The organism is Scytonema sp. UIC 10036, assembly GCF_009725235.1.
On record NZ_WJFC01000044.1, the window covers coordinates 46,684 to 59,984 of the forward strand.

10 protein-coding genes and 2 pseudogenes are annotated in these 13,301 nt (G+C 42.5%); 7 read left to right on the forward strand and 5 right to left on the reverse strand.

Going from position 1 to position 13,301, the window contains the following annotated elements; translation table 11 throughout:
• Positions 1 to 101: 101 nt before the first annotated feature.
• Entirely contained in the window at positions 102 to 1,061 is a 960-nt protein-coding gene (locus F7734_RS21465; protein WP_155746567.1) for a heme A synthase, read from the reverse strand.
• Between the two features lie 753 nt (positions 1,062 to 1,814).
• Here F7734_RS21465 and F7734_RS21470 point away from each other — a divergent pair.
• From F7734_RS21470 to F7734_RS21490, 5 genes and pseudogenes are all read left to right on the forward strand, one after another.
• On the forward strand, positions 1,815 to 2,066 hold the full coding sequence (locus F7734_RS21470; RefSeq protein WP_155746568.1) for a hypothetical protein: 252 nt from the start codon (positions 1,815 to 1,817) through the stop codon (positions 2,064 to 2,066).
• Between the two features lie 80 nt (positions 2,067 to 2,146).
• A pseudogene (locus F7734_RS21475) lies at positions 2,147 to 3,169 on the forward strand (NADH-quinone oxidoreductase subunit M); the annotation flags it as partial.
• Positions 3,170 to 3,525: 356 nt separating this feature from the next.
• The gene (locus F7734_RS21480; protein WP_166482053.1) at positions 3,526 to 4,608 is read left to right on the forward strand and encodes a cytochrome c oxidase subunit II transmembrane domain-containing protein; all 1,083 of its coding nucleotides are present in this window, start codon (positions 3,526 to 3,528) and stop codon (positions 4,606 to 4,608) included.
• Positions 4,609 to 4,725: 117 nt separating this feature from the next.
• Positions 4,726 to 6,456, forward strand: a complete 1,731-nt coding sequence (gene ctaD / locus F7734_RS21485) for a cytochrome c oxidase subunit I (protein WP_155746569.1) — start codon at positions 4,726 to 4,728, stop codon at positions 6,454 to 6,456.
• A 93-nt stretch (positions 6,457 to 6,549) separates the two neighbouring features.
• Positions 6,550 to 7,173 carry a heme-copper oxidase subunit III gene (locus tag F7734_RS21490; RefSeq protein ID WP_155746570.1) on the forward strand — a complete coding sequence of 208 codons (624 nt, stop codon included), beginning with the start codon at positions 6,550 to 6,552 and terminating at the stop codon, positions 7,171 to 7,173.
• 873 nt (positions 7,174 to 8,046) lie between these two features.
• On the opposite strand, the gene F7734_RS21495 is transcribed toward F7734_RS21490, so the two are convergent.
• From F7734_RS21495 to F7734_RS21510, 4 genes are all read right to left on the reverse strand, one after another.
• The gene (locus tag F7734_RS21495; RefSeq protein ID WP_155746571.1) at positions 8,047 to 8,241 is read right to left on the reverse strand and encodes a hypothetical protein; all 195 of its coding nucleotides are present in this window, start codon (positions 8,239 to 8,241) and stop codon (positions 8,047 to 8,049) included.
• Between the two features lie 46 nt (positions 8,242 to 8,287).
• A complete protein-coding gene (locus F7734_RS21500) occupies positions 8,288 to 9,460 on the reverse strand; it encodes a WD40 repeat domain-containing protein (protein ID WP_155746572.1) in 1,173 nt (390 codons plus the stop codon).
• Between the two features lie 112 nt (positions 9,461 to 9,572).
• On the reverse strand, positions 9,573 to 9,866 hold the full coding sequence (locus F7734_RS21505) for a hypothetical protein (protein WP_155746573.1): 294 nt from the start codon (positions 9,864 to 9,866) through the stop codon (positions 9,573 to 9,575).
• 259 nt (positions 9,867 to 10,125) lie between these two features.
• Positions 10,126 to 10,296, reverse strand: a complete 171-nt coding sequence (locus F7734_RS21510; RefSeq protein WP_026134662.1) for a chlorophyll a/b-binding protein — start codon at positions 10,294 to 10,296, stop codon at positions 10,126 to 10,128.
• Between the two features lie 607 nt (positions 10,297 to 10,903).
• Between F7734_RS21510 and F7734_RS21515 the strand changes: the two genes are divergently transcribed.
• Together F7734_RS21515 and ald are read left to right on the forward strand one after the other, a co-directional pair.
• Positions 10,904 to 12,163: an RRXRR domain-containing protein gene (locus tag F7734_RS21515; RefSeq protein ID WP_155746574.1), complete on the forward strand. Its 1,260-nt coding sequence runs from the start codon at positions 10,904 to 10,906 to the stop codon at positions 12,161 to 12,163.
• Positions 12,163 to 13,268: pseudogene (ald, locus tag F7734_RS21520) on the forward strand (alanine dehydrogenase). Before F7734_RS21515 ends, ald begins: the two are co-directional and overlap by 1 nt.
• Positions 13,269 to 13,301: the final 33 nt, after the last annotated feature.

Sequence of the window (13,301 nt, forward strand, 5' to 3'; positions counted from 1 at the left end):
CCAAAATTGCGAAACTTTTGACAATTAACAATTAACAAGTCATAACTAAACGTCCCCAAGCCAAAATCTCAAATCTAAAATCAATAAGAGCCAGTAGCTAATTAGCTTGTAGGGTTGGCGTTGGCACTCTCTGGGTAAGAGTTGATCCCACGGCTACTAGCCCAGTCACGTAGTGCTAAAACTGTGAAAACCACCAAACTACCCAGTAAACAAGCTCCTACAGCTTGGTGAGAGACTGTCAGTGGTTCAACTTGAAGGTGCAACCTAAATGTTGCAACTCCTAACAAAAGTTGTATGATAAGTAACCCACCTGCTATATTTGCTAATTGCCGTAAAGTTGGATGCAATGCTGGTGTTCGCCAAGAGAGAAAAACAACTGCCAATGTTGCGACTGTTGGCGGCACCACGCCAATAATATGGCTATACATCACAGTACACAGTTGGGAGCCTCCAAAACACTGGTGTAAAGCCCAACGAGAACCTACCAAGGCACCTAATATACTTTGTAGGTAGACTAAAACAGCAGCTGTTAAGCCTACCCATGGTAAATGACCAACGGTGCCAGTACCTTGATAGGGAGTGAGTGTACTGCCAATAACCAACAGAGTGATAAAAAACAACAGTGCTGTTCCCAAGTGGGCGGTGACAATATCAAACCGCAAGAGTTCTGTTACGGTTAGTCCGCCCAGTATCCCTTGAAAAACGATGAGAAATAAGGCAAATGTCGATCCCCAAGGAAGCCAGCGAGGTAGGAATTGACGGTACCACCAAGATATTGCTACAAGTGCGATCGCGCCAATGCCAATTAATGCTGCATCTAGCCTGTGAAACCACTCCAAGAACACTTGAAAATTCATTTGCTTGGTTGGCACCAATTCCCCGTAGCACAAAGGCCAATCCGGGCAAGCCAAACCAGCATTCATCACGCGGGTAGCACTGCCTATTGCCATCAAAATCAAGGTGGCGGCACACAGTTTCCACACCAAGCGACGAATTCGTTCCTGTGGCACCTGTTGGGGCGCAGTTGTTGTATTTTGTTGTTTTAGGACAAATTCGCTCATGAATGATACCTTTTGGCCACTTTTAGGAGCTATCTTATGTTCCAAACTTGTCAATACGGAACAGACACCTTGCTCAACAGGCTTATGTTCCAAACTTGTCAATACGGAACAGACACCTTGCTCAACAGGGGAGACCCCGCACACAAGTGCCTCCCTATCTCCACCTTAGCGTAATAGTCTAGGGTTGCAGATAGTCTCTCCATATACTTTGAACTATTTCAGCTACTTTTAGCCTGAAGTTTTAGAGATTTTTCAAGTTGTCAGGAATTGATTGTGATTGGTAGCCCTCCTCCTCATAAAATTTAATATTTTCTTAAAAATTGCTCCTGTTCGATCGCCGATCTACCGCTTCCCTAAAAACCTTTTCCCAAAAACTCAACGAACTGATATTCTTAGACGCTGCATATCTCGATACTAATTTTTTTTCCAAATAAAAATTTACTCCCTTTGGTGTAGAGCGCCATTTGGGATTCTTCAACCATCATAGCTCTAAATTTTCCATTAAGTCACATCATTTGATTATTCTAATTTAGAAAAAGTTGTTTTTTTGTCACGAGTTTGTCACCAATTAAAACTTAAGCTTCTTTACATAACCTTCAATCAAGAATAACAATAACTTGGTTAACATTCCAGGCTCATCTATCCCATCAATTCTGCTGTGTTTAACCCTAGATTTGTCAAGTGATACCATTTTGAATTTTGGATTGAGTAAAGCTTGTTCAGACTTAATCTAAGTCAACTATCTGTCGCATTATGTTTGCAATTTGGTGTGAGATTGCAGAATTGATTTCCCATGGCTTGGGAAACTCTTTTGTCTGTCATTACCACATTCATGGAAGAAACCCAATTATGATGAAACTCGATTTAGAATCCTGTAAAGAAAGTGCATTGGTGTATGAAGTCATAGTGGAAGTTGCAGGTGAAGTTTTTGAGATGCAAAGAAGTATGCTTTTAGTGAACGATCGACAAATATTCATTGGTTACAAACGCCAGTTAGAACCCTAATTACCTTATTAAATAGTGTACCGATGCTTTAGCAGGTTTTCAACAGTTCGCGTGTATTTTCACTATAAGGAACCAAGAGCATGAGCGATCAATTTCCTTGGCTGAGCATAATCATTTTGTTGCCATTAGTTGCTTGTTTACCTATTCCATTTATCCCAGATAAAGATGGCAAAACTATTCGCTGGTACGCTTTGGGAGTAGGGATAATGGAACTATTTCTCATCAGCTATGTCTTCTACAGTAATTAGAATTTAGACAATCCTGGATTGCAACTGGTAGAGAATTATTCTTGGATACCGCAACTAGGTTTGAATTGGTCTGTGGCAATTGATGGTCTTTCCATGCCTTTAGTACTGCTAACAGGTTTAGTAACTACCTTAGCAACTTTTGCAGGTTGGAATGTTTGCCAAAAGCCACGCTTGTTTTACTTTCTGATGCTGGTAATGTTCAGCGCTCAAATTGGCGTGTTTGTTTCTCAGGATTTGCTGCTATTCTTTCTCATGTGGGAACTAGAACTAGTGCCAGTGTACTTGCTGATCTCCATCTGGGGAGGTCAAAAGCGGAGATATGCAGCTACTAAATTTATTCTTTACACAGCCACTGCCTCACTCTTTATTCTGCTAGCAGGTTTTGCAATGGCATTCTCTGGAGATACTATTACCTTTGACATGGTAACTCTAGGAATGAGACATTATCCAAAAGCATTTGAGTTAGTTGTTTATGCAGGATTTTTAATTGCTTTTGGTACAAAGCTAGCAATTTTTCCCTTACATACTTGGTTACCTGATGCTCATGGTGAAGCATCGGCACCTGGTTCAATGATTCTAGCTGGCGTGTTGTTGAAGATGGGTAGATATGGGCTAATTCGCATCAATATGGAAATGCTTTCTGATGCTCATGTCACATTTGCCCCAGTATTGGCTATTTTAGGCGTAGTAAACATCATCTATGGTGCTTGCTGTGCTTATGCTCAAACAAACCTCAAGCGGCGTTTAGCTTACTCTTCAATTGCTCATATGGGGTTTGTGTTGATCGGCATTGCTTGTTATGAAGAGCACCAACATTGGCTGATACTTCTGAAGTTCAGTTTAGGGCTTAGCTGGTGATGTCATGCCTTCAGCAGGCTTGATATAATCAATACAATGACTCATAAGCGTTTGCAAAGCCTGCTGAAGGCAATTGTTCACCACCAAGTCATGAAATCCCTTTTCCCTTTTTCCTTTTCCCTCGTCCCCGATCCCTAACGCCAACAAGTAAGGGTCGGGATATTTCTTGAAGTCACAGAATGTTTGGCAACCAAATGGTCAGCATGAGGGTAAGACGTGGGGCTTCTGACGGGCTAGCTAAAAATTAATAAAAATTTTACACCTTTACTCTCCATGTCACTTAGGCTGAACTAGTGTAGAAAGTGAGTATGCTGCTCGGTCTAACGTAAAGTCACTAACTAACATAGAAACCCGTGAAAATTCCAAGTACAATCTGGACGTTACTCATTGGCATAGTGTTGACCCTAGTCAGCCTGTGGTTCGGAACAAATCATGGACTCATGCCAACAGCAGCCTCAGAGGAAGCATCTTTAGTGGACGGTTTGTTCAATGCGATGATGACCGTATCTATTGGTATTTTCCTGCTTGTTGAATGTGTTCTAATATACTCATCAATTAAGTATCGCCATCGTGCAGGTGATAATTCAGATGGACCTCCGGTACATGGAAACGTACCTTTAGAAATCCTGTGGACAGCGATTCCTGCTCTTATCGTTATTGGTATATCTGTTTACAGCTTTGATGTTTATAATGAAATGGGTGGTTTTAATCCCCATGCTGTTCACGACGCTCCTGTCACTCCACAAGCAATGAAAATGCCAGGAGCCGCAATAGCAGCAACTTTATCCGATACACCCCCAAGCACTGAACCCAATACAAACCAGGAAAAAGCTGCTGAGGCAATGCAAGATCCAGCCACAACAGAAATTCGCAATTCCGACCAAATTCCTCAACTCCGGAATGCACCTGGTGTAGGGAGTGTTGCTCCCACAATTGGACCTACACCCGGAAATGAAGGTAAACCACCCGCATTGGTAGTCAACGTTACAGGTTTGCAATACGCTTGGATTTTTACCTACCCAGAAACCGGAATCACCACTGGTGAAATGCACGTTCCCGTAGGACGTGAAGTCCAACTAAATATTGCTGCCAATGACGTTATCCATGCTTTTTGGGTGCCAGAATTCCGCTTAAAGCAAGATGCGATCCCAGGCAGGCAAAGCGAGCTTCGCTTTACGCCCAGTAAAGAAGGTGACTATCCGCTCATTTGTGCGGAACTCTGTGGTCCCTACCATGGTGCAATGAGGTCACAAGTTGTCGTGGAAAAGCCAGAAGAGTTTCAACAATGGCTGCAAGAACAGCAAGTAGCTACCAATGAAGATCTCAACAAAGCAGTTGCTGTAAATCCTGCTGAATTATCTCCTTCTGAATTCCTCACTCCTTACACTCATAACATGGGAATTCAACCTGAGTTGTTACATCAAATTCACAATTAGTTAAGAGTTAGTGGTTAGTGGTTAGTGGTTAGTGGTTAGTGGTTAGTCGTATTTCCACTAACAACTAACAACCAACAACTAACAACCAACAACTAACTAAGAACCAAAATACTTCCTATGACACAAGCGCAAATTCAAGAAAAAGCCAATATTCCAGCCCGGATAGAAGAACCAGGGCAGAGAAACTGGCGAGATTACTTTTCCTTTAACACCGACCATAAAGTAATAGCCATTCAATACCTGGTTACCACCTTTATCTTTTACTGTATTGGTGGCGTAATGGCTGACTTGGTTCGCACCGAATTGCGAACTCCAGAGGTAGATTTTGTCACCCCAGAGGTTTACAACAGTTTGTTTACGCTGCACGCCACAATCATGATTTTCTTGTGGATTGTGCCAGCAGGTGCGGGTTTTGCAAATTTTTTGATCCCCTTAATGATTGGGGCAAAAGATATGGCATTTCCTCGCCTTAACGCCGTTGCTTTCTGGATTATTCCTCCCGCTGGGATCTTGTTAATTGCCAGCTTAGTTGTAGGTGATGCACCAGATGCAGGTTGGACTTCCTACCCTCCGTTAAGTTTGGTCACGGGTCAAGTAGGAGAGGCTATCTGGATTATTAGCGTCTTACTGTTGGGGACATCCTCAATCTTGGGGGCGCTGAATTTCCTTGTAACTATGCTGAAAATGCGTGCTCCCGGTTTGGGATTCCTCCAATTGCCTCTGTTCTGCTGGGCAATGTTGGCAACTTCAGCTCTTGCTCTAATTTCCACACCAGTGCTAGCCGCCGGATTAATTTTGCTGTCCTTTGACTTGCTCGCAGGAACAACATTTTTTAATCCTACTGGTGGTGGTGACCCTGTTGTGTACCAGCATATGTTCTGGTTCTACTCTCACCCGGCAGTGTACATCATGATTTTGCCCTTCTTTGGGGTAATTTCTGAAGTGATCCCCGTTCATTCCCGCAAACCAATTTTTGGTTATAAAGCGATCGCATACTCCAGTTTGGCAATTAGCTTTTTGGGATTGATTGTGTGGGCGCACCACATGTTCACCAGTGGTATTCCCGGTTGGTTGCGGATGTTTTTCATGATCACCACCATGATTATTGCCGTACCCACTGGAATTAAAATTTTTAGTTGGTTGGGTACCATGTGGGGTGGAAAAATCCACTTACGTACCGCCATGCTGTTCGCAATGGGTTTTGTGGGTATCTTTGTGATCGGTGGTATTAGTGGTGTAATGTTAGCAGCAGTCCCCTTTGATATTCACGTCCACGACACCTACTTTGTGGTTGCACACCTACATTACGTGTTGTTTGGCGGTAGTGTTCTGGGAATATATGCAGCGTTTTATCATTGGTTCCCCAAGATGACAGGACGGATGCTGAACGAATTTTGGGGCCGAGTTCACTTTGCCCTCACAATCGTTGGTCTGAATTTAGCCTTCATGCCCATGCATAAATTGGGAATGTTAGGTATGAACCGACGAGTTGCACAGTACGATCCTGCATTTACTTTCTTGAACGAAATTTGCACCTATGGTGCTTATCTTCTGGCAGTTTCTACATTCCCCTTCATTATCAACGTTATTTGGAGTTGGATGTACGGACCCAAAGCAGGTGACAATCCTTGGAAAGCGCTCACCCTAGAGTGGATGACAAGTTCGCCTCCAGCCATAGAAAATTTTGAAACAGTTCCAGTCCTAGTAACCGGACCCTATGACTATGGCTTAGAAAACCTCAGACAAGAACCTGACTTACAAGACCCCGATCCCAATAAGTCCATGGGTCCAAGTTCGGTATTGCGTGCCGATCCCGACGAGCCATATCCCTCCATAGCAAATAAATGATGAATTATGAATGATGAATGATGAATTTTAAAAATTTTCCTCATTCCTCATTCATAATTCATAATTCATAATTCATAATTCAACGAAAGATTCATGCAAAGTCAAATTATCGATCCAGCGAAGGCTGACCTAAATCATCACCATGCAGCAACTGTAGATGCCCATCATGAAGAACATCCAGACCATCGTATATTTGGTTTGCTCATGTTCTTGGTTGCTGAAGGAATGATTTTTATGGGGTTGTTCGGAGCTTATTTAGCTTACCGTTCTACACTCCCTGTTTGGCCTCCCGAAGGTACACCTGAATTGGAACTATTGTTACCTGGAGTTAACACGGTTAACCTAATTGCTAGCAGTTTTGTCATTCACAATGCAGATTCCGCAATCAAAAAGAATGATATCAAAGGAACACAATTATGGATGGCAATTACTGCCGCAATGGGTATTATTTTCTTAGTAGGACAGGTGTATGAATACACCCATCTAGAATTTGGTTTGACTACTAATTTGTTTGCCAGTGCATTTTATGTCTTAACTGGTTTCCACGGTTTACACGTAACTGTTGGTGTTTTAGCAATTCTTGCTGTATTGTGGCGATCGCTGAAGAAAGATCACTATAGCAACGAACATCATTTTGGCATACAAGCAGCCGAAATTTACTGGCACTTTGTTGATGTAATTTGGATTATCCTTTTTGGGTTGCTGTATTTGCTGTAGCTTCCCGACAAAGAAAACCAACGAAAACTTAGAAAACGAGCTTCGTAAGTATGTTACGAAGCTCGTTTATGCTTTACGAATGTTGCGTTCTGAAATTGTTATAAAAATTCATATTTTTTTCAGAGTTTGCTAAGAATGCTTGAATGGAAGAAAAACCAATATGTCGAATTCAAACTCACGAGCTATTAAGATCGTGCCCGCGACAATGAGTAGCACTCCTACTGAGTGATGAAGAATTGTCGTATTATTATCTCCGAGCGCGTTTCTGAAAAATTTCCGACTAGCGTTATTCCAGTAAGCACTAGGCTTATAGTAAGTCAAAATAATGGTAAGGAATCCAGAAAAAAGACAGGCGGAACCGTTGATGAGACGCATTTGAAAAATCCCTGAAGTCTGAAGAAAAGCACCAAGTCGTACTGTAGATGTCAGTTTTTAAAATGAAAAACGGTGGTTGTCCACCACATTAATTTTGATGGGTAAGCAGACAGATCCCCAACTCTCGTTCCCAGCCTCAGGCTGGGAATGCCTGAAGGGAGGCTCTGCCTCCTGTATCGCCCTGCGGAGCCTCGCAGTTTGCATTCACAAACCTTGGCACTGGAACGAGAGAGGAAAAATCGTTTCACCCATCAGAATTAATGTAGAGATATAGCAGATTTCTATCGAGTGAAGCACAGCCTCAGAAGATCTCATAGCTTGTGGGGTGGGTATTCTTACCCGCCCGAATGTACCTCATTGAATGGCAACCCGCCATAAATCTCTAAAAGAATAATAATCATAAAGAAGGCAAGAATCTCTAAAATTTTACAAATTCTGCGAATTTCCCTTGGTAAACATACTTCAAGCACAATTAGCTGTTTTGGATCGCTCGCAATACTACGTAGATTTTGCTAAAAACACAAATTCAAGGTAGGTTGGGGAGCCACTCGCGTGCTCTGGTTTCCAGAGTTGAGCGATGTGGCGTTTGAGGAACGAAACCCAACATTTATCAGCATTTGTTGGGTTTCGCTTATGCTCTACCCAACCTACAATTTTTGGTGCAACAGGTTTAACACCACCTCCATTAGTCACATTGAAAGCCTTAGGAGCAGTAGAAAAATAATTTTTCCGTCATATTTTATTGAGCCAGCCAAATATTAACTCTCCTGTCAAACCCCCCACTAGCAAGCATTATTCCATTGGGACTAAAAGCAATGGTGCTCACCCAATCGGTATGCCCGTAAAGTGTATTTAATAACTCACCTGTAGTTAAATTCCACAGTTTAATTCCATCTCTGCCTGCACTTGCAAGAGTTTGCCCGTTGGGGCTGATGGTAATTGCATTCACCCAGTTATTATGCCCTGTCAAAGTACGAACTAGCGTTCCGGTACTAGTATCCCAAATTTTGATTGTGCGATCGCGACTGGCACTCACAAAATTACTTCCATCTGGGGTAAACACTATTTTAGTGATAGTGTTCACATGAGCACTTGGAATCGTGCGGATTAATCTTCCAGAGTTTAAATCCCAGAATTTAATAATACCTCTTCTGTCACCACTAACAAGTGTTTGACCATCAGGACTAATTGCTAGTGAATAAATAAAATTATCAAAGCGCACCAAAGTAGCAAGCGGACGCTGCTGTAGCAAATCCCACAAGCGGATACCGTCTAAAGCACCACTAGCAAGGATTTTACTATCTGGAGTCACTGCTAGGGATAGCACATTGCTGGTATGCCCTACAAAGGAACGAGTAAACCGATTATTGCCCAAATTCCAAAGGTTAATGGTATTGTCAGAGCTAGCACTTGCTAAAGTTTGACCGTCTGGCGAAATCAATATAGATTCCACTGCTGTTTTATGTGCTCTGTCAATCCGGGCAACTATTTTACCAGTTGACATACTCCATATACGGATAATTCCCTCATTTTCTGCTCCACCACCAGCAAGAATTTGACCATTAGGACTAAAGGCAAGAGATTTAATGGTTCCTATATTTTCTCTGAAGCTATATAACAATCGTGCATTGGTAAAGTTAGTTGATGGTTCGGGAACTGATATATCTTGAGTTTGAGATATGGTTTGCTCTTCGGCAAGAACGGTAGAAGAAATTGGAAATAAGGGAACAATAGCAGTAGCACTTGCCAAACCCAGTAGCGTTATAAAATTTTTTTTAGAGAAAATTTGGGATTTTAGATTTGCTAACCACTTGTATTGAAAGATTTTCTCTCTCAAACAGGGATTGCATCCGCCTGACAACTTGGAGCCAAGGTTTTCTTTAGCGAATTTATTCTTTTTCGATACAAGCATATACTTGACACAATATAATTTTTACTGTGTTTTTAAGTATACCTTGTGATGAAAAGTAGAGGAGCATAATGCTTAAAACCAGCAAAAACTCCCCAAATTAACAGAAAAATTATTAATACGGCGGTTTTTTCTTAGACACTGTTAGCAGGGGTAGGGCGGAACTTGACGAGCGATCCGGTAAGTAATGCTGTACGACAGGTTCTTCAGGTAAAGGGGGACGTTGCTGAACGCGCCACAATCTGTATGCAAGGGTTACACCTGCTGTCCCCAAACCAATGACAAACAAAGACCAACTGTCATTAAATCCACCAATTACAGCATCTACGATTCCCATCGTAATCAAGACACTGATGATTGGTTCTCTACGGTAGGCTGATTTCACAAAACGGGGAAATATAACATTCATCGCAGCTTAGTTTATTCGGTGTTAATTTTTTCTGTAAATATACTAAGAATATCTCAATTACAAACGACGCTCTGATTGAGAGCCTCTTCTTCATTATACTTTCGTAAAGTCAACGAAAGCATCCTGAAAGATTGAGAGCGGTAGTAAAGACACGAGGTATTAGGGCTATTACCTTGATTAAGTCAAAACCAGCCGATCGCTCAGCTGGTCAACTCACTTTAAATTCACTGGTTACTGGTCACTGGTCACTGGTCACTGGTTATCTTAAACCAAGCCAGGATAATACCCCTTGATTGGTAACATACTCAATCACTACCATCAGGACAAAGCCAATCATGGCTGCTCGACCATTCAAACGCTCGGCATACTCATTAAACCCAAACTTTGGTTCTTCTAGTTTGGGAGTAACGCTTGGTTGTGGTTGTGTCATCATTTAAAAACCCTCTTTTTGGCAAGTTGTATATTATACGGGAAGTAGGGATGGGGGCATTGGGCATGGGGCATTGTGAAAGCTATTAAAATCTCATTGCCCATTGCCCATTGCCCATTGCCCATCGCTAGCGTTCACATTTCTTTACGATTCTTATTCTATTGTAGAACTAGCACGGGGATCGTCAATAGCAAAAGTTTGAAGTACATTAGGTGATATCAGGGTAAGTTCGGGTCAAATTGTAGTTATTGATTCAAAAGGCCGAGAATGAGACTGACACAATTAAAAAAATTATAAGAGGCAGTCATTGAAGCTCTAAGACTAAGCTTCGCTATAGTCTTAGATTTTAGGAACAAACCTTAGAAGGTAACGCTTCAATACCTCGCCTGGGAGAGTTTCGGCTCGCGAAAACCAGGTTTAATCTCGGAAGAGTTGAGAAGCGAATTCGTTAAAACCGAGTAAAAGTTCAACAGTGTTTATCACGTTTGGGTACTTCACTAGCTCAAATCTCTGTAGCTCCAGGGGTGTCTGGAGGTTGGGTAAAGCCAAGACACGCATTGTTGAATGAGGTAAGTGACCATTACTTTATCTTTCAAGGTTTATCACCATGCAGAAAGAAAATCCAAGAGTTCCAGTAATTTCATCGTCAGGCAAACCATTAATGCCAACAACCGCATCGCGTGCTAAACGCTGGATTAAGCAAGGCAAAGCTAAGTCATTTTGGAATGATTTAGGGATCTGGTGTGTTCAATTATTAGTTGAACCATCGGGAACAGAAACTCAGAACATTGCAGTTGGCAGTGACCCTGGCAAACGATATTCTGGTGTTGCCGTGCAGTCATCAAAATATACTTTGTTTATGGCTCATCTAGTTTTGATGGGGTTTACCCCTAAACAAGGTACTGCTATTGCAGGAGTCAAAGAAAAGATGGCTTATCGCTCTATGCTTAAGCGTGGGCGCAGAGGAAGACGGATCGATCGCACCAAAGTTTTCAAGCTTAGAAATCACCGTCAAAAACGGTTTGATAATCGCAAGAAAAACAAATTACCTCCCTCAATCCGCTCAAACCGTCTGTTGGAAATACGAGTTATTTCGGAGCTTGCCCGTATTTATCCAATTACAGTAATTCGGGTAGAGAAAGTCAGGGCTGATGTTGATATAACCTCTGGTAGAAAGGGAGCCAAGCAAGGGTTGGGTTTCTCTCCGGTAATGGTAGGGCAAAACTGGATGCTTGAACAACTATCCCAAATAGCATCAGTTGTCACAGTTGAAGGTTGGCAGAAAAACGGGAACGGGACATCTCAAGTTCGCAAGTATTTAAATCTTGCCAAAAACAAAACGGACAAAGCCTTGCAAGTCCCAGAAACTCACGCGGTTGATGCGGTCGCGTTAGCTGCTGGGTATTTTGTGCAGTACAAGCCGTTCCATACAGCAAATACTCACGGTCACTTGTGGATTGGCAGTGTAGCTATCACTCCTGCTTTGTTCAAGGTTATTTCTAAGCCTCGTATCACTCGCAGGAGATTGCATGATGCCGTACCCAGTAAAGGCGGTGTTCGTGAGCGTTACGGAGGTTCTACAACCCCTTTCAAGGCAAGAAAAGGGGATTTAATTGAATACTCAACAAAAACCAAGGAGGGAATTAAGAAAGTGATCGGTTATTGTTCAGGTTATACAGGTAAAAACCTCTCACTTAGCGATGCTAAGTGGTCGCGGCTAGGTAGGTTTGCTAACTCAAAATGTCGGATTTTAACGAGAAACACGGGTTTGGTAATTTCGGGGACATTGAGTCCCGCTCAATTACCCGGATTACCCCCATACGACCAAGCCTCCGGCTATGGTCGCAGTACAAGGGAGGTTTCATGATGGAAATTGGCATTCCTAAAGAAACGAAAGACCAAGAGTTTCGAGTCGGGTTGAGTCCTTCTAGTGTTCGAGTCTTGAAGGAAAATGGTCACAACATTTTTGTAGAGCAAGGCGCAGGTGTCGGTGCAGGCTTTACAGATGAAGATTACCAGAACGCAGGTGCAGCAATTGTCTCCACACCAGATGCTGTTTGGAATCGGGAGTTAGTGGTCAAAGTCAAAGAACCACTATCAAGTGAGTATAAATTCTTACAAAAGGAACAAATTTTATTCACCTATCTGCACCTAGCCGCAGATAGAAAATTAACCGAACATTTGGTAGATTGTGGCGTGACTGCGATCGCCTATGAAACAGTAGAACAGTCAGGTAGCAATAAGCTTCCCTTGCTCACACCCATGAGCGTTATTGCCGGTCGATTAGCCGTACAATTTGGAGCCAGATTCTTAGAGCGCCAACAAGGTGGTAGAGGAGTTTTGCTAGGAGGTGTACCTGGAGTTAAACCGGGCAAAGTTGTGATTTTAGGTGGCGGAGTTGTAGGGACAGAAGCCGCTAAGATAGCCGTAGGTATGGGCGCTGCTGTTCAGATTATTGATGTTAACGTCGAACGCCTTTCTTATTTAGAAACATTGTTTGGTTCTAGAGTCGAACTGCTATACAGTAACTCCGCGCATATTGAAAGTGCAGTTAAAGATGCTGACTTACTGATTGGTGCAGTATTAGTACCAGGGCGTAGAGCACCTATACTTGTACCACGCAGTTTGGTCAAACAGATGCGTCCTGGTTCCGTCATTGTAGACGTTGCGGTTGACCAAGGTGGTTGTGTTGAGACACTGCACGCTACATCCCATACTAACCCAGTGTATGTAGAAGAAGGTGTAGTACACTATGGCGTTCCCAATATGCCAGGAGCAGTACCTTGGACATCAACACAAGCTCTAAATAACAGCACCCTACCCTATGTATTGCAGTTAGCAAATTTAGGAATAGAGGCACTAGCGAAAAACTCGGCATTAGCAAAAGGCTTGAACGTGCAGAACCATCGCTAGTTCATCCTGCAGTGCAAGAAGTTTTCCAGATATTGTTAATGCTAATGGCTAATGGCTAATGGCTAATGGCTAATGGCTAATGCTAATGGCTA

Bases quoted from the DNA above. Each gene is read 5' to 3' on its own strand.
- F7734_RS21465 (WP_155746567.1), bottom strand. From the start codon at position 1,061: ATGAGCGAATTTGTCCTAAAACAACAAAATACAACAACTGCGCCCCAA.
- F7734_RS21470 (WP_155746568.1), top strand. From the start codon at position 1,815: ATGTTTGCAATTTGGTGTGAGATTGCAGAATTGATTTCCCATGGCTTG.
- ctaD (WP_155746569.1), top strand. From the start codon at position 4,726: ATGACACAAGCGCAAATTCAAGAAAAAGCCAATATTCCAGCCCGGATA.
- F7734_RS21490 (WP_155746570.1), top strand. From the start codon at position 6,550: ATGCAAAGTCAAATTATCGATCCAGCGAAGGCTGACCTAAATCATCAC.
- F7734_RS21500 (WP_155746572.1), bottom strand. From the start codon at position 9,460: ATGCTTGTATCGAAAAAGAATAAATTCGCTAAAGAAAACCTTGGCTCC.
- F7734_RS21505 (WP_155746573.1), bottom strand. From the start codon at position 9,866: ATGAATGTTATATTTCCCCGTTTTGTGAAATCAGCCTACCGTAGAGAA.
- F7734_RS21510 (WP_026134662.1), bottom strand. From the start codon at position 10,296: ATGACACAACCACAACCAAGCGTTACTCCCAAACTAGAAGAACCAAAG.
- F7734_RS21515 (WP_155746574.1), top strand. From the start codon at position 10,904: ATGCAGAAAGAAAATCCAAGAGTTCCAGTAATTTCATCGTCAGGCAAA.